The 20,939-nt window shown below is 59.2% G+C and carries 24 protein-coding genes and 1 tRNA gene; 15 read left to right on the top strand and 10 right to left on the bottom strand.

Annotated features, from left to right (window positions below; genetic code table 11):
• Positions 1–5: 5 nt before the first annotated feature.
• From ACZ1HJ_RS17540 to ACZ1HJ_RS17530, 3 genes are read left to right on the top strand one after another with little or no spacing between them, the layout of a single operon-like run.
• Entirely contained in the window at positions 6–1,166 is a 1,161-nt protein-coding gene (locus tag ACZ1HJ_RS17540; protein ID WP_472719926.1) for an aromatic ring-hydroxylating oxygenase subunit alpha, read from the top strand.
• Positions 1,163–1,840: a DUF1028 domain-containing protein gene (locus ACZ1HJ_RS17535; protein ID WP_472719925.1), complete on the top strand. Its 678-nt coding sequence runs from the start codon at positions 1,163–1,165 to the stop codon at positions 1,838–1,840. The genes ACZ1HJ_RS17540 and ACZ1HJ_RS17535 overlap by 4 nt, the downstream gene beginning before the upstream one ends.
• Before the next feature lie 2 nt (positions 1,841–1,842).
• Complete coding sequence (locus tag ACZ1HJ_RS17530) at positions 1,843–2,706, top strand: phytanoyl-CoA dioxygenase family protein (RefSeq protein WP_472719924.1); 864 nt, start codon at positions 1,843–1,845, stop codon at positions 2,704–2,706.
• Here the strand turns inward: ACZ1HJ_RS17530 and argE are convergent.
• The gene (gene argE / locus ACZ1HJ_RS17525) at positions 2,701–3,855 is read right to left on the bottom strand and encodes an acetylornithine deacetylase (RefSeq protein WP_472719923.1); all 1,155 of its coding nucleotides are present in this window, start codon (positions 3,853–3,855) and stop codon (positions 2,701–2,703) included. The two genes, ACZ1HJ_RS17530 and argE, sit on opposite strands and share 6 nt — an antisense overlap.
• Positions 3,856–4,001: 146 nt before the next feature.
• A complete protein-coding gene (locus tag ACZ1HJ_RS17520; protein WP_472719922.1) occupies positions 4,002–4,772 on the bottom strand; it encodes a hypothetical protein in 771 nt (256 codons plus the stop codon).
• A 372-nt stretch (positions 4,773–5,144) separates the two neighbouring features.
• Here ACZ1HJ_RS17520 and ribB point away from each other — a divergent pair, with 372 nt between their 5' ends.
• From ribB to nusB, 3 genes are read left to right on the top strand one after another with little or no spacing between them, the layout of a single operon-like run.
• Positions 5,145–6,296 (top strand): 3,4-dihydroxy-2-butanone-4-phosphate synthase, encoded by a 1,152-nt coding sequence (gene ribB / locus ACZ1HJ_RS17515; RefSeq protein WP_472719921.1) that lies wholly within the window; start codon positions 5,145–5,147, stop codon positions 6,294–6,296.
• A gap of 4 nt (positions 6,297–6,300) precedes the next feature.
• Positions 6,301–6,846, top strand: coding sequence for a 6,7-dimethyl-8-ribityllumazine synthase (locus ACZ1HJ_RS17510; protein WP_472719920.1), 546 nt, complete (start codon positions 6,301–6,303; stop codon positions 6,844–6,846).
• The gene (gene nusB, locus ACZ1HJ_RS17505) at positions 6,843–7,313 is read left to right on the top strand and encodes a transcription antitermination factor NusB (RefSeq protein WP_472719919.1); all 471 of its coding nucleotides are present in this window, start codon (positions 6,843–6,845) and stop codon (positions 7,311–7,313) included. Before ACZ1HJ_RS17510 ends, nusB begins: the two co-directional genes overlap by 4 nt.
• A 15-nt stretch (positions 7,314–7,328) precedes the next feature.
• Here nusB and ACZ1HJ_RS17500 read toward each other — a convergent pair whose 3' ends face one another.
• Complete coding sequence (locus tag ACZ1HJ_RS17500) at positions 7,329–7,904, bottom strand: TetR/AcrR family transcriptional regulator (protein WP_472719918.1); 576 nt, start codon at positions 7,902–7,904, stop codon at positions 7,329–7,331.
• A 161-nt stretch (positions 7,905–8,065) separates the two neighbouring features.
• Here ACZ1HJ_RS17500 and ACZ1HJ_RS17495 point away from each other — a divergent pair, with 161 nt between their 5' ends.
• Both ACZ1HJ_RS17495 and ACZ1HJ_RS17490 read left to right on the top strand, forming a co-directional pair.
• Positions 8,066–8,470 carry a DM13 domain-containing protein gene (locus ACZ1HJ_RS17495; RefSeq protein WP_472719917.1) on the top strand — a complete coding sequence of 135 codons (405 nt, stop codon included), beginning with the start codon at positions 8,066–8,068 and terminating at the stop codon, positions 8,468–8,470.
• A gap of 80 nt (positions 8,471–8,550) precedes the next feature.
• Positions 8,551–8,910, top strand: coding sequence for a hypothetical protein (locus tag ACZ1HJ_RS17490; protein ID WP_472719916.1), 360 nt, complete (start codon positions 8,551–8,553; stop codon positions 8,908–8,910).
• A 74-nt stretch (positions 8,911–8,984) separates the two neighbouring features.
• Here the strand turns inward: ACZ1HJ_RS17490 and ACZ1HJ_RS17485 are convergent, their stop codons facing one another.
• Positions 8,985–9,689, bottom strand: coding sequence for an anti-sigma factor (locus tag ACZ1HJ_RS17485; RefSeq protein ID WP_472719915.1), 705 nt, complete (start codon positions 9,687–9,689; stop codon positions 8,985–8,987).
• The gene (locus tag ACZ1HJ_RS17480) at positions 9,686–10,228 is read right to left on the bottom strand and encodes a sigma-70 family RNA polymerase sigma factor (RefSeq protein ID WP_472719914.1); all 543 of its coding nucleotides are present in this window, start codon (positions 10,226–10,228) and stop codon (positions 9,686–9,688) included. Before ACZ1HJ_RS17480 ends, ACZ1HJ_RS17485 begins: the two co-directional genes overlap by 4 nt.
• A gap of 312 nt (positions 10,229–10,540) precedes the next feature.
• Here ACZ1HJ_RS17480 and ACZ1HJ_RS17475 point away from each other — a divergent pair, with 312 nt between their 5' ends.
• The gene (locus ACZ1HJ_RS17475; RefSeq protein WP_472719913.1) at positions 10,541–10,873 is read left to right on the top strand and encodes a hypothetical protein; all 333 of its coding nucleotides are present in this window, start codon (positions 10,541–10,543) and stop codon (positions 10,871–10,873) included.
• A 276-nt stretch (positions 10,874–11,149) separates the two neighbouring features.
• Positions 11,150–11,593, top strand: a complete 444-nt coding sequence (locus ACZ1HJ_RS17470) for an MmcB family DNA repair protein (protein ID WP_472719912.1) — start codon at positions 11,150–11,152, stop codon at positions 11,591–11,593.
• Here ACZ1HJ_RS17470 and ACZ1HJ_RS17465 read toward each other — a convergent pair.
• Positions 11,588–11,788 (bottom strand): DUF6324 family protein, encoded by a 201-nt coding sequence (locus ACZ1HJ_RS17465; RefSeq protein WP_472719911.1) that lies wholly within the window; start codon positions 11,786–11,788, stop codon positions 11,588–11,590. The two genes, ACZ1HJ_RS17470 and ACZ1HJ_RS17465, sit on opposite strands and share 6 nt — an antisense overlap.
• A gap of 148 nt (positions 11,789–11,936) precedes the next feature.
• Between ACZ1HJ_RS17465 and ACZ1HJ_RS17460 the strand changes: the two genes are divergently transcribed.
• Positions 11,937–12,013 (top strand) — tRNA-His (locus ACZ1HJ_RS17460).
• A gap of 9 nt (positions 12,014–12,022) precedes the next feature.
• Here ACZ1HJ_RS17460 and ACZ1HJ_RS17455 read toward each other — a convergent pair.
• On the bottom strand, positions 12,023–12,355 hold the full coding sequence (locus tag ACZ1HJ_RS17455; protein WP_472719910.1) for a DUF6476 family protein: 333 nt from the start codon (positions 12,353–12,355) through the stop codon (positions 12,023–12,025).
• Between ACZ1HJ_RS17455 and ACZ1HJ_RS17450 the strand changes: the two genes are divergently transcribed.
• The 3 genes from ACZ1HJ_RS17450 to ACZ1HJ_RS17440 all read left to right on the top strand — a co-directional run bounded on the left by ACZ1HJ_RS17450 (position 12,333) and on the right by ACZ1HJ_RS17440 (position 15,542).
• Entirely contained in the window at positions 12,333–13,358 is a 1,026-nt protein-coding gene (locus ACZ1HJ_RS17450) for an RluA family pseudouridine synthase (protein WP_472719909.1), read from the top strand. The genes ACZ1HJ_RS17455 and ACZ1HJ_RS17450 overlap by 23 nt on opposite strands.
• Positions 13,359–13,516: 158 nt before the next feature.
• Positions 13,517–14,413 carry an RNA polymerase sigma factor RpoH gene (rpoH, locus tag ACZ1HJ_RS17445; RefSeq protein ID WP_472719908.1) on the top strand — a complete coding sequence of 299 codons (897 nt, stop codon included), beginning with the start codon at positions 13,517–13,519 and terminating at the stop codon, positions 14,411–14,413.
• A 61-nt stretch (positions 14,414–14,474) separates the two neighbouring features.
• Positions 14,475–15,542, top strand: a complete 1,068-nt coding sequence (locus tag ACZ1HJ_RS17440) for an alpha/beta hydrolase (RefSeq protein WP_472719907.1) — start codon at positions 14,475–14,477, stop codon at positions 15,540–15,542.
• Here ACZ1HJ_RS17440 and ACZ1HJ_RS17435 read toward each other — a convergent pair whose 3' ends face one another.
• From ACZ1HJ_RS17435 to ACZ1HJ_RS17425, 3 genes are read right to left on the bottom strand one after another with little or no spacing between them, the layout of a single operon-like run.
• Positions 15,543–17,363, bottom strand: a complete 1,821-nt coding sequence (locus ACZ1HJ_RS17435; protein ID WP_472719906.1) for a M3 family oligoendopeptidase — start codon at positions 17,361–17,363, stop codon at positions 15,543–15,545.
• A gap of 51 nt (positions 17,364–17,414) precedes the next feature.
• Positions 17,415–19,007 carry an ATP-dependent DNA ligase gene (locus ACZ1HJ_RS17430; RefSeq protein ID WP_472719905.1) on the bottom strand — a complete coding sequence of 531 codons (1,593 nt, stop codon included), beginning with the start codon at positions 19,005–19,007 and terminating at the stop codon, positions 17,415–17,417.
• Positions 19,004–20,005, bottom strand: coding sequence for a ligase-associated DNA damage response exonuclease (locus ACZ1HJ_RS17425; RefSeq protein ID WP_472719904.1), 1,002 nt, complete (start codon positions 20,003–20,005; stop codon positions 19,004–19,006). The genes ACZ1HJ_RS17430 and ACZ1HJ_RS17425 overlap by 4 nt, the downstream gene beginning before the upstream one ends.
• 97 nt (positions 20,006–20,102) lie before the next feature.
• Between ACZ1HJ_RS17425 and ACZ1HJ_RS17420 the strand changes: the two genes are divergently transcribed.
• Complete coding sequence (locus tag ACZ1HJ_RS17420) at positions 20,103–20,933, top strand: fumarylacetoacetate hydrolase family protein (protein ID WP_472719903.1); 831 nt, start codon at positions 20,103–20,105, stop codon at positions 20,931–20,933.
• Positions 20,934–20,939: the final 6 nt, after the last annotated feature.

Below are 20,939 nucleotides of genomic sequence, written 5' to 3'. Positions count from 1 at the left end.
CCCAGATGCGACCCGCTTCCGATCTTCTGGCGCAACTGGCCGAAACGGCCAATGGTCCGCTGGAGCGCGCCCATGGCGCCGAGCCGCAGATTTATTGGGATGAAGAGATCGCCGCGCAGGAAGATCAGATGATTTTCCGGCGGGATTGGGTCTGTCCCGGACTGGCCGCTGAAATCCCCAATCCCGGCGACTACCTGACCTTCACGATTGCCGGTGACCCGATCTACTGTATCCGCGACAAATCGGGGGAAATTCGAACCTATTCAAATGTTTGCCGCCACAGGATGATGCAGCTTCTGGAGGGGCGGGGGTGTACGTCACGCGTTGTGTGCCCTTATCACGCTTGGACCTATGACCTGAGCGGTCAGTTGATCGGCGCAGGTCATATGGAGCGTACGGATGGGTTTGACAAAAAGGCGATATGCCTGCCGGAAATTCGCACGGAGATTTGGAACGGCTGGATTTACGTGACCCTCAACCCGAAGGCCGTACCGGTGGCCGAGGCTTTGGCACCGCTGCATGAGGTGGTGGCGCGCTACGCCATGGAACACTATGTGCCCGTGGTGCAGGAGGAACATGTCTGGGACACCAACTGGAAACTCCTGACCGAGAATTTCATGGAAGGCTATCACCTGCCGGTAGCGCACAAGGCCACGGTGGGCGCATGGTTTCCCGTGGAAAAGACCGTGTTCCCTGAGGGTGTGCATGATGCTTTCACTTACCAGACCTTCATGAAGACCGGCAACGCCACCTACGGGCAGGCGCATCCGGACAACACGACGCTTGAGGGCGATTGGCGCAATACATCCGTGCTGCCGACGGTCTTTCCGTCGCATATGTATGTGCTGGCGCCGGATCACCTGTGGTACCTGAGCCTGCGGCCCAAGGGCGTGGGGCAGGTGGATGTGCGCTTTGGCGTGGCGATTGCGCCCGAGGTCGATGCGATGCTGGGCTTTGCCGATGAGCGCACCGCCTGGATTGACGAACTGACCACGTTTTTTGAACATGTGAACACCGAAGACCGGCAGGTGGTTGAAGGGATCTATGCGGGGTCGCGGTCCGCGCAGGCCGCGCCCGGGCCACTGAGTTGGTTGGAGCGTGAAATCCACGACTTTCAGAAATACCTGTCGCGCCGATTGGGCGACGGCAAAGGAGCCAAGACATGACCTTTTCCATCGCAGGGCGTTGCGCGCGCACGGGCCAGTTTGGTGTGGCCATCACCACGTCGTCGATCTCGGTGGGCTCGCGCTGTCCGCATGCGCGGGCGGGTGTCGGCGCAGTGGCCACTCAAAACATCACGGATCCGCATCTGGCCACGCAGGTGCTGGACGCCATGGAAGGCGGGCAAAGCGCGGCGGATGCGATTGCGGGCGTGATCAAGGGGCGCGATAACATTGATTATCGGCAACTGACGGCCGTCGATGGCCAAGGGACCACCGCGCATTTCACCGGTGCGCATATTCTGGGTACCAACGCGGTCAGCGAAGGGGCCAATTGCGTCGCGGCGGGTAACCTTCTGTCGTCCACGGCGGTGGCGAAAGGCATCTCCGACGGGTTCGAGGCGGACCCATCGGCCCCCTTGGCCGAACGGCTCTTGCAGGCCATCGAAGGCGGGCTGGCGGCCGGGGGCGAGGAGGGGCCGGTGCATTCCGCGGCCCTTGTCGTGGCAGACAAGATGCCGTTCTACCTTGTTGATCTGCGGGTGGATTGGGAAGACGGGTGCCCAATCGCAAAATTACGTTCTCTTTGGCAGGCTTACGAGCCACAGATGAACGATTACCTGAACCGCGCAATTGACCCATCCGCAGCACCAAGCTACGGCGTGGCAGGAGACCCCTAGGCATGACGACGCTCAATGCATCCCAGATCGAACAGTTCTGGAAAGACGGTGTTTTGCTGGTCGAAAACGCGGTGACGCCCGAGCAACTTGCCGCGATGCGGGCCGAGTTCGCCGCGTGGAGTGATGAAAGCCGCGCGCATACGGAAGACTATGGTGAAACACTCGACAAGCGCGCGCGGTTCAGTGTGGAGCCGGGCCATAGTGCGGAAAAACCTGCCCTGCGCCGGGTGCAGTCACCTGAAGAAGTGTCGGATGTGTTTCTGGGCGTGATGAAAGAGGCTCGCACAGTGGACATGGTGGTGGATCTTTTGGGCCCCAATCTGCGATTTCACCACGGCAAGGTGAATTCAAAGATGCCGGGTGCCGCGACCAAGATCAAATTCCATCAGGATTTTGCGTTTCAGCCGATGACCAATGATGATCTGATCACGGCCTTGCTGTTCGTGGATGAGGTGACGCTTGAAAACGGCCCGCTGGAGGTGGTTCCGGGCACCCATAAGGGGCCACTTTATTCGCATTGGCAGGAGGGGCGCTTCACCGGGGCGGTGACCGATGATGTCTTTGAAAAACATAAAGAAAACATCGTGAAATGCACCGGGCCTGCGGGGGCTGTTTGTCTGATGCATTCCAGCCTGCTGCATGGCTCTGCACCAAACCTGTCGGACCAGCCGCGCACGCTTTACATCGCGACATATTATGCCGAGGACGCCATCGAGCTGAGTGCCAATCACCTGCCCAGCAAACACACACATGCGCTGGTCAGGGGAGTGGAAACCGGCCGGGTCAGATGTTCGAGCTATGAGATGGAAATCCCCGAGAAACCCAGTTCCACCTCGTTTTTTGACCAACAGGCCGCGGGTTCATAACCCGGCTTCGAGCCGGTCCAGCAGCGTGGCAAGCATTGCATCACAGCGCTCGATCTGGCTGATCTCAACATATTCGTCGGGCTTGTGGCCTTGCATCATGGAGCCGGGGCCGCAGACCACGGTGGGGATGTCCAGCTCGCCCGAGAACAATCCGCCTTCGGTACCAAACGCCACTTTGTTCGTTGAATTCACGCCCGTGAGGGATTGCACGAACTGCACAACCTGTGCCGCGCGATCCGTGTCGAGGCCGGGGTAGGAGAAGCTGACCTCGAATTCGATGGCCGCCTCGGGCGCATGTTTCCGGGCGGCGGACACAATGGCATCGGCGCGGGTGCGGATACTCTCAAGGATTGCGGTGGGATCATCCTGTGCCACATTGCGGATTTCGAAATCGACCTCGCAAAGGTTGGGCACGATATTCAGCGCCACACCTCCTGTCATTTTGGCCGCATGCACGGTGGTGTAGGGCACGTCATAATCGCCGTCATGGGCGCCGCTGTCGCGCAATTCGGTTTGGATGTCGCGCAACACCTGTACCAGATCACAGCCCAGATGCAGGGCGTTCAACGCCATCGGTGCCAAGGCGGAATGACCCTCGCGCCCCATGCACCGGGCCTTCAGGGCGATCTTACCCTTATGCCCTGTTGCCACGCTGAAGCTGGTAGGTTCGCCCACGATGCACATGCCGGGCCGCACCGGCGCGTCGCGCAACAGGTCGATCATCGAGCGTACACCCTGACACCCGATTTCTTCGTCATAGGAAAACGCAAGATGCAGCGGGGTCTTCAAATCGCGCTTTGCAGCTTTGAGCCCTGCCGACAGGGCACAGGCGACAAAGCCTTTCATATCCGTGGTGCCGCGCCCGTAATAGCGGCCGTCGGTAATGGTCAGTTCGAATGGTGGTTTGGTCCAGTCTTGCCCGTCGACCGGCACGACATCTGTATGTCCCGACAACATCACGCCAGCGCGGTCCTGCGGTCCGATGGTGGCCAGCAGGTTGGCTTTGGTGCCGTCCGCATTCGGGATCAACGTGGCGTCAACCCCAACCTCCGCCAGAAGGGTCCGGATAAACCTCATCAGGTCGATGTTTGCGTTTCGGCTCACCGTGTCGAAGGCGATCAAACGCGACAGGATTTCGGGGGTGTTCATTCAGATGCGGTCCTGAGGGCAGGGGAAGTGTTGGTCAGAGCCTATCGCATCGGGGCCCGGCACTGGAAGTCCGGCAATGGCGCTCGCCACAAAAAAAACGCCCGCGCGGTGGCGGGCGTCTTTTACGAACCTATCGGAGGGTTGTGTCAGCTCTCGCGACGGCGGCGGGCGATGCCACCAGCGACGCCGAACATTCCGAGTGCTGCGGGCAGCATCAGAGCTGTTGCGGGCAGAGGCACAACGCCACTGTTGTCGTCATCATCAACACTTGCGCTGCTGCCGTCGTTTGGTGTCAGCGTCAGTTTGATTTTGCCATTGTAGCTTTGGCACGCTTCGGTTTCGCTGTCGCAGCCCTGCTCTTCAGCAGTGAACTTTGCCAGCAGACCCAGCATCCCGATGTTACGGTTGTTTGCACCGGTACCAAATTGGGCACCTTGATCAACCAGTTTGCCACCACGGAATTTCTTGCCGCGCATTTTCAAGTCGAAGCTGGCAATGCCGTCCGTCATCGATTTAAGCGTACCCGATGTCATGGAGTAGTAGGACCAATCCGCTGTCGACACGCCGTTGCGGTTGGCGCGGACGCCCGGATCAGCGATGCGTGCGAAATTCATCACCATCTCGAAGCCTTCGCCAGCCGCGTTGTAGACGGTGCCCGTCAGCGTGGCCGTGTTGCCGTTGGCGACAAACTTGCCAATGCTTGGCGCGGAGTTCTCAACCAAGAACTTGCGTTTCTTTTTGCCGGTGACGCCTTGCAGCATGTTTTCTTCGCCAGCTTTGTAGCGCGAAAACTTGATAGAGCTGTTGGCTTCACCTTTTTTGTAGAAGCTGTGCACATCGTAAGATGCCGCCGTAACAGGCGCTGCTGAAAGGCCTACCGCAGCAGCCGCAGCAAAGATAATCGAACGCATCATCATTTTTCCACTCACCCTTAGGGAAATCTGTCTGTGCCTAAAATGTCTTTTAAGTTGGGGGTAAGTCAATCAACAAAGCCCAAAAATAGCCATTTTTTAACGATTTCTGCACTTTTCGGCCATTTTGCCGCACAATTAGAGGGTGAATTTCGGCTGATTGTGCAGAAGTTGGAAACAATTGTTAACAAATTAAGGGATTAGCAGTGCGCCTTTGCCACATTTCGGGGGAAGTGACTCGACCTGAAATTGTGCCAAATTCGGCGATTTTGGGGGGTGCGGGGCGATATCGAGGGCTGGAGGCCCCGGGCGGGCATTCCCCTCTGGTCAAGCACGGGCCCCTGAGGTATCTGGCGCACACGTATTTCAGGGGGTCAGATGTCTGATACTGTTCCGTTCGAAAAGCCGGGTCCTGTTGAGGCTGGTCTGCGCCAGGCCATCTCGCCCATCACCGAGATTATCGCCGAGGCGAAGGCCGGGCGGATGTATATTCTTGTGGACCATGAAGACCGCGAAAACGAGGGTGATCTGGTGATCGCCGCCGAATTTGCCGATGCAGATGCGATCAATTTCATGGCCACCCATGGTCGTGGCTTGATCTGCCTGCCCATGACCTCCGACCGGATTGATCACCTGGGCCTGCCGATGATGGCGGTGAACAATTCGTCCCGCCATGAGACCGCCTTTACCGTTTCGATCGAAGCCCGCGAAGGGGTGAGCACCGGTATTTCCGCGGCCGACCGCGCCCTGACGGTCGCCACGGCCATCAATGACCAGAACGGGCCCGCGCATATTGCCACGCCCGGTCACGTGTTTCCCCTGCGCGCCCGCAACGGGGGCGTCTTGATCCGGGCGGGTCATACCGAAGCGGCCGTCGATATTTCGCGGCTGGCCGGCCTGCATCCGTCCGGCGTGATCTGTGAGATCATGAAAGAGGACGGCACGATGGCGCGTCTGCCGGACCTTATTGAATTTGCGGAAAATCACGGGATGAAAATCGGCACGATCAGTGATCTGATCGCATATCGCCACAAGCATGACAATCTGGTGCGCGAGGTCCGCCGCGAAACGGTCAGCTCCTCCCATGGTGGCGATTGGGAGATGCGGATTTTCGCAGATCAAATCAGCGATACGGAACATGTTGTCCTGACGAAGGGCGATCTGTCGGATGGCGCGCCGGTGTTGGCGCGGACCCATGCGCTCAATGCGCTGGAGGATGTTTTGGGCATTGGATTGACGGAAACCTCCAGTGGCCCCACCGGTAAATTGCCCCGCGCGATGCAGATCATTGCCGCCGAGGGACGGGGTGCCGTGTTTCTGTTCCGTCAACCGCGGCCAAAACTGGCCAGCGAGATGGAAGACGATGATACGCCGCGCACGATCAAGCAGACCGGGCTTGGCGCGCAGATCATGCAGACGATGGGCATTCACGATTTGGTGCTTTTGACCGACAGCCCCGATACCCGCTATCTGGGGCTGGATGCTTATGGCATTTCGATCACCGGCACCCGTGCCCTGAGCGAAGGATAGACAGATGGCCGATACCGAATACACGCTGCCGCGCGCCGCATTCGACAAACCCGTCAAATTGTTGATCGTGGTGGCACCGTTTTACCGTGACATCGCCGACAACCTGATTGCCGGGGCCAAGGCCGAGATTGAGGCGACAGGTGGCACTTACGATATGATCGAAGTGCCAGGCGCGCTGGAAGTGCCGACCGCCATCGGGATTGCCGAGCGGATGTCGAATTTTGACGGCTACGTTGCCTTGGGCTGTGTGATCCGCGGCGAAACCACGCATTACGAAACAGTCTGCAATGACAGCTCGCGGGGTATCACGCTGCTTGGGTTGCAGGGCCTCTGCGTGGGTAATGGCATCCTGACTGTCGAGAACCGGGAGCAGGCTGAGGTGCGCGCCGATCCCGCGCGGATGAACAAAGGGGCAGGGGCCGCGGCGGCAGCCTTGCATCTTGTGGCGCTCACCCGTAAGTGGGGCGCCGCGCGTAAAGGGGTGGGGTTCCTGCCCGACGCGGAAGAATACAAGCTGGCCGGTGGCCTGAAGGACAATCCAAAAGCATGAGCAACCTTTCGGGCAATCAGAAACGGCAGATGAAATCTGCGGCGCGGCTATATGCGGTGCAGGCGTTGTTTCAGATGGAGCATTCCGGCCAGACTGTGGATGCCGTGATGCATGAGTTTGAAGATCACCGTTTTGGCGCGTCCTATGACGAGGGCGAGATGGCGGAGGGCGATGTAAAACTGTTCGAGAGCCTGATGCAGGACGCGGTGAATTTTCAGGCGCAGATAGATCAGATGACCGACCGCGCGTTGGTGGCCAAATGGCCGATCAACCGAATAGATCCGACCATTCGTGCGCTGTTCCGTGCTGCCGGTGCCGAACTGACGCAATCGGATACGCCGCCCAAGGTGGTGATCATGGAATTCGTCGACATCGCCAAAAGCTTCTTTCCCGAAGGCCGCGAGCCGAGTTTCGTGAACGCCGTGCTGGACCATATGGCGCGCGAGGCCAAGCCCGACGCGTTCTGACCCGCGCTTGGCGCTTCAGGTGGCGCCACTTTCCAGCATGTCGAGCAGCGAGGTGACAGATTTTTCCAGCTCGTCCGCTGATATCTGTGCGCGTGCCAGGATACGCAGGCCTACATATTGCGTCAGCAGAAGGCGGGCCAGTTGCGCCTGCTTTTCCGCGCCCAGTGTCGGATCAATCGCGGCCTTGAACCCGTCCTTCATCTGACCCAGAAGGCCGTCGACAACCGCGGCGATTTCCTTGTCGTCCGAGGCCGGACCAGCGGCCGCCGAGCAGAGCAGACACCCGCGCCGATCCCCTTTGCGCACGGCCGCAGGGATGGACCGGAAAAGCCGCGCGATGCGGTCATGCCGTTGCGTTGAGCGATCCTGCAGAATGTCGACCGCGGGGGTGACCTGCTCGGTCTCGTAAAGCGCCATCGCTTTCAGAAACAGGCTCTTTTTACCGCTGAAGGCCTTGTAAAGACTGCCTTTTGTCATGCCCATGCCGGACAAAAGCGTGCTGATCGACGCGCCATCATAGCCATTCTGCCAAAAGACATTCATGGCATCCGTGATCGCCTTGCTTTCCTCAAACTCGCGGGGCCGCGCCATACCAAACTCTCCTTAAACCCAAGATATCCTAATTATGTACCGAGTGTTACACAATTCAACTAATTGTGTTTTGTACCGATCGGTTCCTAATGCTACTTCTCGCCTCACGCCGCAGGCCTCCCCTGCAGAAATTGGACAACGACACGCACAAGGATCACATCATGACACGTTTCATTTCGACATTCGCAGGCATCGTTTTTGCCGCCATCGCCGCCTTTTCAGTGGCAACACCTGCTGCCGCCGGTGACAAGATCGCGGCCAGCGGCACCTTTGTTGGCGCCAGCGACCACATCACCACGGGCGGTGTCACCATCGTCAAAACCGATGAGGGCGGCGCGATTGTCATCCTTGATAAAAGCTTCAGCCTTGATGGTGCGCCTGACCCCAAAGTCGGGTTTGGCAAGGACGGCGAATATGTAGCGGCATCCGACCTCGGCGCACTGACCAACAAAGACGGCCTTCAAGCCTATGCCGTACCCGCCAGCGTCAATGTCGATGAGTTCAACGAAGTCTACATCTGGTGCGAGAAATTCTCGGTTCCTCTTGGCGTTGCCAAACTGAACTGACGACCACGAATTTAATCGGGCTGCGGCGGCATTCGCGGCGGCCCTGACACTCCCAAAACCCCAAAACGTTAGGAAAAACCATGCCTCGCTTTATCACCAAAAACATCCACGCCTATCTCGACTATCCTGTTGCTCTTGGCCTGATCGTCATGCCGTTTCTGCTTGGTCTGGGTGCGTCCAACCCGTTGGCTCTCACGCTGTCGGTCGCAACCGGCATCGCGGCACTGGTGCTGACATTTCTGACCGATCACCATCTGGGTGTTGTGCGGGTGCTGCCTTACAAACTGCACCTCACCGTTGATTTCCTGGTGGGTCTGGTCTTTGTCGCAGCCCCGTTTGCTCTGGGTCTGGGCGGTCTGGACATGGCCTATTACCTGGTCATCGGTGGCACGGTTCTGGCCGTTGTCGGCCTGCATAAATCAGACGAGCTTATGGCCTGACCCTAGGTTCATATCCAAACAAAATGGCCAAGCACGGGCTGCCCTGTGCTTGGCCTTTTTGCATCTGTCGTAGCCTAAAGCTCGGTAACGGTCCCGACCGCCACAACAGGGCCTGTCGGATCACCGGTGGGCGAGCCGCCCGGTGGTTCATCGGTCAGGGCCAGCGTCAGGCTTGCGAGCTCAGCGCGGAATTCTTCAGGCAGGGGGATTGCCCCGGTCTGGGTGTCGGGCAGAATGCCCAATGACACCGGCGCGTCACCTTCAGTGATGGCCCATAATTCCAACGATCGTCCTGCTGCCGCCTCACCGGCTGTGCGGCTGATCTGCAAGGCGCCGCTGGTGGCGTCATAAACGGCCAGCACGCGCAGAGATTGATCTTCCGCCGCGATTTCAGACACATAAAGCGGGCCGCGCGCAGGTGTATCAACCGGCACAAGCTCGGCGGACTGCCATGCAAAGAAGGCGGCCAGGGCGAGCGATGCGAAGCTAAGCCCTTTCCAAAGACCCAAACGTTGCAAGAAAGATGGGCGCGGTTCCGGTTCGCCAAAGAGACGCGCCATCAGGGTGTCTTTCACGGCGCTTGCAGGCGCCTCTTCCGTGAAGGCGCTGTCCATGCCCGAGAGCCGTTCGGTCCAGGTGCTCACCTCGTCCATCAAAAGCGGTTCCGCTTCGAGACGCAGTTCAAAGGCACGTTCTTCCTCGGGGCTCAGCAGGCGCAGCACATATTCCGCGGCAAGCAGGCTGTCATCATCCCGATCTGGCGGGTTTGTGTCGGTCATCTTTCCATACACTCCCGCAGACTAATGAGGCTGCGGCGCAGCCAAGTTCGGATGGTGTTCAGCGGCACGCCTAACGTATCAGACAATTCCGCATAGCTCTTGCCTTCCAAATAGGCGCCGCGCACGGCCTTGTCACGGGGTGCTTCCAATTGCCCCAGACAGTCGGCAATCCGCCCGGCTTCACCTGCCGCCACGGCCACGTCTTCCGGGGTTGGACCAGATCCTGCCAGTGTATCGGCCATCTCATCGATATCTTCGCTGTCGCGATGAGCGCGCAGCTTGTCGATGGCGGTGTTCCGCGCGATGGTGATCAGCCAGGTGATAGGGCTCGTGCCGCCTCTTGCGTATCTATCAGAATAGCGCCAGACCTTCATGAATGTCTCTTGCAAGACATCCTCAGCGCTGGCCCTGTTTTTTAAGATACGCAGGCAGACCCCGAAAAGTTTCGCATGGGTCAGATCGTAAAGACGGGAAAAGGCGCGGCGATCACCCAGTGATACTTGGCCGATCAGGCTTTCAATTTCGTCCAGGCTGCTCATCTGCGGCAGATCTCCTGCATGTCAACGGGTCCGTCGCAGCACCCGGGCGGGCCGGCTATTTTTTCGGCACCGTATTTGACCAATACGTGCAGGGGTTGAAATTGGATCAATGTCCGGGCACCGCCCCCGGGGCTGGCGTTAGAAGTTCCGCACAACAAAACCGGCGCCAAACAGGGTGCAAAACGCCGTTTAGAGGCCAGATTGTGGATAAGTCTGTGGACAGAGGCGCAGATGGGCGTTTTCCTGCGCAAGCCCTTGAGCCCAACGATAGCTGTGCTAGACTTCGACCCGTACCGTTGTTTAGGTCTGTCTATGCCGAAGCTTGTTCGTCTCTACGTCGTCAATATCGCCATTGGCTTTGCCTTGGCCGCCGTTTTTGTCGGCATGCTCTTGTGGTTCAACATCGCAAATCTTTGGCACCTCATCACGCATTCTGAAAAAGGCTGGCTGGCGCTCCTGGTGCTGTGGATTGCCAACGGGATCGTATTTGCTGGCGTTCAGTTTGGCATCGCTGTGATGCGGATGAAAGACGATGATGACGACGAGCCGCGCGGCGGACATCGGCAGCGGCGGATGGCACGGCAACCAGTGCCGGTTCGTATCGAGGCCGAGACGCGCCGGGGTGATTTCCTCAGCAAACGCTGATGCCTTCGGGCCTCTAAGCATCTGATAATTTGTGGAAAATAGGTGGCGGGACCGCGCGGACCGTGGGGTTATCTCATTCCCGAGGACCTGTTTATACAGGTGGGCGCCGGGTAACCGGACCAGGGCCCGGACAGAGCCAGCTCCCTCGGAATTGCTTAAGGCCACCGGAATGCAACCGTTCACGAGAGGCGCAGAACCCGCCACTGACCTACCTAGTGTCTGCGCCGAGGTGGGGCAAGGGGTTGCAAATGTTCATCTTTTGTTCATAATTCTCCCATGGAAGATATTGAGCAAAAAATCCTGATGCCGGGGCAGGCGCTGGCGCGCGGTGTTTGCCGGGTCTTGTTGGAATATGACTTTGTTTCCATTGAGGAATTTACACCAGAGCGTGGCAAGCGCGTGGATGTCATGGCGCTTGGGCCCAAGGGTGAGATCTGGGTGATCGAGTGCAAATCCAGCCGGGCGGATTTTACGTCAGACGGGAAATGGCAGGGCTATCTGGAATGGTGTGACCGGTACTTCTGGGCCGTGGATGAAAATTTCCCAACTGATCTTTTGCCCGAGGGCACCGGATTGATCATCGCCGATGCCTATGACGGTGAGATCATCCGCATGGGGCCCGAGGCACGATTGGCCCCGGCGCGGCGCACGGCGATCACCCGGCGATTTGCCCGTCATGCGGCGTTGCGCCTGCACGGTGTGCGCGACCCTGTGTTATGAGGTGCGGCCCGGCTTGCCACCCCCGGCGATTTTGGCGGCGGCAAGGATTTCGGATGCAATCTCTTCGGCCTCTTCAGGTGTGAAATCCATTGGAATTTCAAATTCTTGCGCCTCAATGTAAAGGCGGACCATGCCCTGATCGGTCGGGCCGATTTGCAGGTTGGCTTCGATGTCGGTTTCCGAATTGATGCCCATTACGGCCTCCTTTGTCCGACGCTCAGGTACTGGTTTTGGCCCGGCTTGGCAAGCAATCTGAGCCCGGTTTGAATTTGTCGCAACACGCGGATTTTGGCGCGCAACAGGCTTGCATTTCGCCGGTCAAAAAGTTACATCCCCCTGCAATGCCGCCTTAGCTCAGTAGGTTAGAGCGCTTGATTGTGGATCAAGAGGTCCCCCGTTCGAGCCGGGGAGGTGGTACCACCCTTCTTTTCAGTTTTGGTTTTCGATGGTGATCGTTTGGCGCAGCTCGCCATTTTTCTGATTGTAAATCAGTATCTTGCCATCGTCTGTCACCACCGCATACCAGCCGTTGCCTTGGGTAAATGCACTGGCGGCGGTGCCATCGGGCAGGGTGATCACATCGGGTAGATCGGCCTGAAAAGCCTCTGAGAACTTGGTGACAAACAACACCACGATCACTATGAAGCCCAGAATCATCGTGATGGTCAGGACCGTGACGAGGATGCGCAGATATTTCACCAGGGCCGGATCGACCGGTTGTGTCTCAGGGCTGTTATTCATGGGCTCCACGCCGTTGATCATCCGGATCGCTGCTGATCCGCCTGGCCGCCTTGATAAGGCGCTTTCGCGGGATGTGCCAGAGGCGGCAAGCCTGTCGCGCACTCGGCTGGGACGGTTGATCGCCGACGGGCAGGTGACGCTGAACGGAGCCGTCGTACAGGACCCCAAGGCAAAAGTGTCAGAGGGGGATATCGCGGAGATCATCGTACCGGCAGCCACCGAAAGCCATATTGGACCCGAAAACATCCCGCTCGACGTGATTTTTGAGGATGAAGATCTGATTGTGATCAACAAACCGGTTGGCATGGTTGTGCATCCGGCACCGGGCACACCCGGCGGCACGCTGGTCAACGCACTTTTGCATCATTGCGGCGATGAATTGTCCGGTGTTGGTGGGTCAAAACGCCCTGGTATCGTGCACCGAATAGATAAAGATACCAGTGGGTTGCTGGTCATTGCTAAATCAGACAAGGCGCATCACGGCTTGGCGGCTCAATTTGAGGCGCATTCCGTCGAGCGTAATTACAAAGCGGTGGTTTACGGCGTGCCCGATGCCAGTGACCCGCGGCTGCGGGGTACAAAAGGCGTGCGGTTTGAGCCGGGCAATATCATGCGGATCACCACGCAACTGGCGCGACACAAAACGGACCGGCAAAAACAGGCGGTTCTGTTCGAGGGCGGGCGTCATGCGGTGACCCGTGCGCGGATCGTTGAAAGCTTTGGAAATCCTGCTGGTGCAGCGCTTGTGGAATGCTGGTTGGAAACAGGGCGTACGCACCAAATTCGCGTGCATATGGCCCATGCCGGGCACGGATTAATTGGCGATCCGACCTATGGTGGGCGCAGAAAACTGTCCGCGAAATCTTTCAGCGCAACGGCAATGGCGGCCGTGAAAGATTTTTCGCGGCAGGCGCTTCATGCGGCTGTATTGGGCTTTGAACATCCTGTTTCTAAAGAGAATATCAGGTTCGAGGCGCCGATTCCCAGTGACATGGCTGCACTGATTGGTGCGCTCAGATCCTGAAACACAGCGCACATCTGTGTGAAAATGCAGAGGTCGCTCTCGCATTTTGAGAACTGTGCATTCATACTTTGTTAAACTATTCAGTTCACGTGCCTTGAATGGCGCAAATAGCGACCCTACATTAATGTTAACACCCTAAACATTGGGAGGGACATAACATGGCTAATTACAAGAACCTACCGGCACCAACCCCAGAAGGCGGTTTGAATCGGTACATGCAGGAAATTCGTAAATTCCCGCTCCTGGAGCCGGAAGAAGAATACATGCTGGCCAAGGCCTGGGTTGAAAAGGAAGACACCGAAGCCGCGCACAAGATGGTGACAAGCCATCTGCGACTGGCGGCGAAGATTGCTATGGGCTACCGCGGGTATGGCTTGCCGCAGGCCGAGGTGATTTCCGAGGCGAACGTGGGTCTGATGCAGGCGGTGAAACGGTTTGACCCTGAGCGCGGTTTCCGTCTGGCAACCTACGCGATGTGGTGGATCCGGGCCAGCATTCAGGAATACATCCTGCGGTCCTGGAGCCTGGTGAAACTGGGCACGACCAGCGCGCAAAAGAAGCTCTTTTTCAACCTGCGTAAAGCCAAGGCCAAAATCGGCGCGTTGGAAGATGGTGACATGCATCCTGATAACGTCAAACGGATCGCGACCGATCTGGGCGTGACCGAGGCGGAAGTAATCAGCATGAACCGCCGGATGTCCGGTGGGGATGCATCATTGAATGCGCAGGTTGGCTCCGATGGTGAGGGGACCATGCAATGGCAGGACTGGTTGGAAGACGAAGATGCCGACCAGGCCGGTGATTATGAGGCCCGCGATGAGCTGGAAGCGCGGCGTGAGCTGTTGGCCGAGGCCATGGATGTGCTCAATGACCGCGAAAAGGACATCCTGACCCAACGCCGCTTGAGCGACAAGACGATCACGCTGGAAGATCTGAGCGCGGAATATGACGTGAGCCGCGAGCGTATTCGTCAGATCGAGGTGCGCGCGTTTGAAAAACTGCAGAAGCGCATGCGCAGCCTGGCGCAGGAAAAGGGTATGCTGGCCCAAGCCTAACCCCTTTTACCTCGGCGTAAATCCAAGTAGCCTCTTCCGGGAAACCGGGAGAGGTATTTTTGTGACCGGGGCAGTAAAGCGCGCTTTATCGACATATGTTCCAATCCGGACCGCGGCATTGCTGGGGATGCTGGCTCTTGCCGGCTGCGCCGAGCGTGACACGGCCATGCGTGCCCCCCCGGATGCGACGGCGACGATCCAGCCGATCTATGTGGCCACAACCCGCCGACTTAACCGCACAGGTCCGGCTTTTGGCCAACCCCGTTCGGCAAAGCTGAACTATTTCAGGGTCGATGTTTCCGTGCCGCCCACTCATGAAACCGGCCAGATTGAATGGCCGAAAGGGCCGCCGGATGCCCGCACTGATTTCGTGGTCACAGGCACCGAGGTGTTTGGTAGCAGCACACAGATGGCGCGCGCCGTGCACCGGGCGACGCCGGAACGCGAAACCATGGTGTTTGTTCATGGCTACAACACGACCTTGTCCGAAGGCATGTACAGACTGGCGCAGATGCGGACAGATTTTGCCCAACGCAACCCCGGTGTGCTTTTTTCATGGCCGTCCGCGGGCGATCCCCGCGGCTATGTCTATGACCGCGACAGCGTGCTTTTTGCGCGGGACGATCTGGAGCGTGTGCTCAAGACGCTGACAGCGCCGCAGGGGGAAAAGGTGCTGCTGATGGCCCATTCGGTGGGATCGCATCTGGTGATGGAAGTGCTCCGGCAGGCCGCGCTTAAGGGCGACAGGCGGCTTTTGAACAAGATCAGCGGTGTCGTGTTGATTTCACCCGATATCGACCCGGATATCTTTCGACGTCAGGCCGAGGCGATTGGCAAGCTGCCGCAGCCGTTTTTCATCTTCGCCTCACAGCAGGACAAGGCGCTTGGGCTTTCGGCATGGCTGAGCGGGCGCAAACCACGCTTAGGCGTCGTTGATGGTCAGGAAGAGGTCAAAGGGCTCAACATCAACGTGGTCGATTTCTCGGACGTGTCCGATGGCAAGGGTCTCAATCACTTTGTGCCAGTCACGTCGCCAATCGCGGTGCGTCTGCTCAAAGGGCTGATATCACAGGCCGAGCGCCAGGGCGCCTGGGCCAGTGATTACATCGTGCTGCATGGTCAGCCGTGATTAGCTTTCCATCGCCTCCAGCTCGTCAATAAAGCCCGAGATCATGCTGAGGCCCTTGTCCCAGAATGTGGGGTCCGAGGCGTCAAGACCGAAGGGGGCCAAAAGCTCCTTGTGATGCTTGGAGCCGCCTGCGCGCAGCATGTCGAAATACTTGTCCTGAAACCCATCGGGGTTTTCTTCGTAGACCGCGTAGAGCGCGTTCACCAACCCATCGCCGAACGCATAGGCGTAGACGTAGAAGGGTGAATGTACGAAATGCGGGATATAGGCCCAGAAGGTCTCGTACCCGTCCATGAATTCGAACGCTGGCCCAAGGCTTTGTGCCTGCACGGACATCCAAAGCGCGTTGATATCATCGGGGGTCAGCTCTCCGTCACGACGGGCCGCATGCAGTTTGCATTCGAAATCATAGAACGCGATCTGGCGCACGACCGTGTTGATCATGTCCTCAACCTTGCCGGCCAGCAGAACCTTGCGTTCCTGATCATCCTTGGCGTTATCCAGCATGGTGCGGAAGGTCAGCATCTCGCCAAAGACCGACGCGGTTTCGGCCAGTGTCAGCGGGGTGGAGGCCAGCAATTCGCCCTGTTCGGCGGCCAGAACCTGATGCACGCCGTGGCCCAGCTCATGCGCCAATGTCATGACATCGCGCGGTTTGCCCAGATAGTTGAGCATCACATAGGGGTGCACGGTGGTCACGGTCGGGTGGGCGAAGGCACCGGGCGCCTTGCCGGGTTTCACGCCCGCATCGATCCAGCCTTTGTTGAAAAACGGTTCGGCCAGATCGCCCATGCGCGGATCAAAGGCGGAATAGGCATCCATGACGGTCTTTTCCGCCGCGGCCCAATCCACCACCTTGGTGTCTTCGATCGGCAATGGCGCGTTGCGGTCCCAGACCTGCATCACGTCCAGGCCAAGCCATTTGCGCTTGAGCTCATAATAGCGGTGGCTGAGCTTGGGGTAGGCGGCGACAACCGCGTCGCGCAGCGCCTCGACCACTTCGGGCTCGACATCATTGCTCAGGTGACGGCCGGATTGCGCGGTGGGCATCTTGCGCCAGCGGTCGATGATTTCCTTTTCCTTGGCGGCGGTGTTGTGCACGCGGGCAAAGGTGCGGACATTCTCACCGAAGACGCGCGCCAATTCACGGCTCGCGGCCTCGCGTTTGCTGCGGTCCTGTTCGGTCAGCAGGTTCAGCGTGCCTTCGATGTTCAGCTCTTCGCCGTCGACGGTAAAGGTCAGCCCGGCGATGGTTTCGTCAAAAAGCCGCTCCCACGCGTCGCCCACGACACCCAGATCATGCAGAAACTTCTCCAGCTCATCGCTCAGCTGGTGTGGCTTCATCGCGCGGATGCGGCGGATGACCGGCTCATACCGCGCCAGATCGGCGTTTTCGGCATACATCGCCTTCAGGGCGTCTTCGTCCAGCCGGTTCAGTTCCAGCGTGAAAAACACCAGCGGGGTGGTGAAATTGGTGATGTCTTCCTGACAATCCGACAGGAATTTTGTGCGACCGCCATCGGTGGTCAGCTGGTGATAGCGCAGACCGGCAAACGACATGATGCGCCCCGCGATATTGCTGATCTCTTCCTCGCGGTGGATGCATTCCAGAAGGCCCTTGGCATCGAGCGTGTCGAGCTTGCCCTCGTAATCCGCGGCGAAATCAGCGCAGGCCTTTTCCAGCCATTCCAGATCACGCGTCAGTTCGGGCGCGTCTTCGCCGGTATAAAGATCGCTCAGGTCCCATTCCGGCAGCTTGCCGAGGTCCTTGCCGCCGGTCGCGTCGGTGGCGTCAAAATTGGGCGAAATCTTATGCAACATCTGGCTCTCCTCAAGGCGTTGATCCTGACATAGGCGGGACGGGCGCGATGCTCAACCGTATTGCGCCAAAATGTCCTTGAGGTCGTCCAGCGTATTGGCCTCCGACAGCGGTTTGTCGTGCCGCCACCGCGACATGCGCGGAAACCGCAGGGCCACGCCGGATTTGTGGCGTGTGGAGGCGGCGATGCCCTCAAATGCGATCTCGAACACATGTTCGGGCGTGACCTGGCGCACCGGGCCAAAACGCTGCAACGTGTTCTTGCGCACCCAGGCGGTGATCTTGCGAAATTCGGCATCGGTCAGCCCGGAATAGGCCTTGGTGAAGGGCACCAGATCGTCGCCATCGCGCACCGCAAAGGTGAAATCGGTAAAGAGGTTCGCGCGCCGCCCATGGCCCTGTTGGGCATAGATCATCACCGCGTCAATCGTCAGCGGATCAAGCTTCCATTTCCACCAATCGCCCTTCTTGCGCCCCACGTGATAGGGGCTAGTGCTGCGTTTCAGCATCAGGCCCTCGGCGCGGTGCTCGCGGGCCTTTGTGCGGATGTCGGCCAGCGCGTCCCAATCCTTGAACGGGATCATCGGGGCCAGGCGGATCGGGGCGTCGTCGGGCACATCTTGCAGCACGTCTGCCAGCCGCGCGCGGCGATCGGCAAAGGGCACATCGCGCAGGTCCTGGTGGTCCATTTCGATAAGGTCATAGGCGAGGAGGATCACCGGCGCCTCGGCCAGCAGCTTTTTGGGCACGGTCTTGCGGCCAATGCGCTTTTGCAGATCGTTGAAGGGCAGGGGCGCCGTGCCGTCCCAGGCCACCAACTCGCCATCAATCACCGTGCCGTCGGGCAGGAAATCCTGCAACCGGGCCAGTTCGGGAAAGCGGTCGGTCATCAGGTCTTCGCCGCGCGACCAGACGAAATGATCACCGCCTCGTCGGATCACCTGACCGCGAATGCCGTCCCATTTCCATTCGGCGCACCAGTCTTCGGGCGGGCCAAGTGCCGCCGGATCACCCTCCACCGCGTGGGCCAGTGCAAAGGGGTAGGGGCGCGACAGGCCCGCGGCATTGTCCGGCGCCTCAATCAGCGCGTGATAGGTGATGGTATCGGGCGTCCAGTCACCCATCAGCCGGTGCGCCAGTTCCGCCTCATCCCCACCCGTGGCCTGCGCCAGCGCGCGGGTCATGAGTTTGCGGCTGATGCCCACGCGAAATCCGCCAGTCAGCAGTTTGTTGAAGACAAGGCGCGTGGCCGCATCCATCCGGTTCCACGCGTCCAGCACGGCGGCTTTGCGGTCTACTTCACTGGCTTTGTCGAGGCTGCGCAGGCGCGTGATCCAGGTGCTCAGGCTGCTGTCATCGCTGTCCTCGGGCGGGGGCAGGACCAGCGCGATGGTTTCCGCCAGATCGCCGACGATGGGATAGCTCTCCTCGAACAGCCAAAGCGGAATGCCCGCACGTTCCGCCGCCCATTCGCGCAGCTTGGTGGTGGTGATCGCCCGGCGTGGACGGCGGCCGGAAAAAAGCGCAATGGTCCAGAGCTTGTCGTCATCCGGCGCGTCGGCGAAATACCGGGCAAGGGCCGCAACCTTCTGGTTGGTCTTGGTTGTCTGGTCGATAGCCGTGTAGAGCGCCACGAAATTCTTCATGTCGCATCCCCGTCATCCAGGGTTTCGCCGGTGAATTCCGTGGGCACGATTTCAGCGTCATACCCGGCCTCGTTGAGCCAGCGCGCGAAGATGTCGGTATAGCCATGAGTGACAAAAATCTTCTCTGCGCCCGTGTCCGCGATGGCGGCGTTGAGCCCGGCCCAATCCGCGTGATCCGACAGGACAAAGCCACGATCCGCGGCCCGCCGCCGTCGTACCCCGCGCAGCCGCATCCAGCCTGACGCAAACCCCGTGGCATGGGCGCCAAAGCGCCGCGCCCAGGTGGAGCCCAATGCCGATGGCGGCGCGATGACCAGCGCACCGGGCGTTGTCTTCGGGTCCGTCTCCGGAGTGACCTGATGCGTGTCGGGCAGGGCAATCCCCTGATCGCGCATCACGATATTGGTGTTCTCAACCGCGCCGTGGGTCAGGATGGGCGCAATATCCGGATCCAAAAGGCTCAGCACACGTTGCGCCTTGCCAAAGGAATAGGCCCCCAACATGCTGATCCGACCCTCGGCGGCATTGGCGGCCCACCAGGCGTTGATCTCACGGGCGATCTGCGCCTCTTCCGGCCAGGTGAAAACCGGCAGACCAAAGGTGCATTCGCTGATGAAGGCATGGCATTTCACCGGCTCGAACGGGGTGGACAGTGCATCGGTCGTGACCTTGTAGTCACCGGAAACGACCCAGACCTCCCCCGCAACCTCAACCCTGATTTGCGCCGATCCGGGCACATGACCGGCGGGATGAAAGGACACAAGCGCATCGCCGATCTGTTGCGTTTCACCGTAGCGCACGGTCTCCAGCGTGATCTCTCCCAACCGGTGACGCATCACCGGGCCCGCGATATCGGTTGAAAGATACCGCGCATGTCCGGGCCGCGCGTGATCGGCGTGGCCATGGGTGATCAGCGCCCGATCCACCGGTCGCCACGGATCAATGTAAAAGTCACCGGCGGGGCAATAGATGCCCTCGGGGGTAAAGCGCAAAACCATAGCCCTCAGAGTAAGCCGAAAATTGCAGATGGCCAGACTTGCGGTGCCCTGACCGGCGGCTATGCTGACTTTGAATGGTAGCAAACGAGACGGGGCGATGAAATTTCTGCGATACGGGCCAGCAGGTCAGGAAAAGCCAGGTGTATTGGACAGCGCCGGGGGTATCAGGGACCTGTCTGGTGTGGTTGATGATCTGGCGGGGGAGGTTTTGACCAACCTGCCGCGGGTCGATCCCGAAACCCTGCCCAAGGTGCCGGGTGATCCACGTCTGGGTCCGCCGGTGGCGCAGGTGGGCAAATTCATCGGCATCGGGTTGAACTATTCCGATCACGCGGCGGAGGCGGGGATGGAGCCGCCGAAAGAGCCGATCGTGTTTATGAAGAACACCTCATCCATCATCGGGCCAAACGATACGGTCAGCCTGCCGCGCGGCTCTGAAGCCGGGGATTGGGAGGTCGAACTGGCCGTGGTGATTGGCGCACATGCCAAATATGTCAGCCAAGCCGACGCGCTGGATCATGTGGCGGGCTATTGCGTGGTCAATGACGTCTCGGAGCGTGATTTCCAGATCCGGCGTGGCGGGCAATGGACCAAGGGCAAGGGCTGTGACACGTTTGGGCCGCTTGGTCCGTGGCTGGTGACACCGGACGAGGTGCCGGACCCGCAGGCGCTCGATCTCTGGATGGACCTGAACGGCGAACGGATGCAGACCGGCAATACGAAATCGATGATTTTCAGCGTGGCCGAGATTGTCTCTTACCTGAGCCAGATGATGTCACTGCATCCCGGTGATGTGATCCTGACCGGGACGCCGCCGGGTGTGGGCATGGGTAAAAAGCCCCCGCGGTATCTGAGGGAAGGCGATGTGATGACGCTGGAAGTGGCAGGACTTGGCCGTCAGCAGCAAAACGTGATCCGCGATCCTTAAGGCCGC

The organism is Roseovarius sp. JB2-10, from assembly GCF_055693585.1.
The sequence above is the reverse complement of the archived record's forward strand: the minus strand, read 5'-3'. Positions and strand labels throughout refer to the sequence as shown.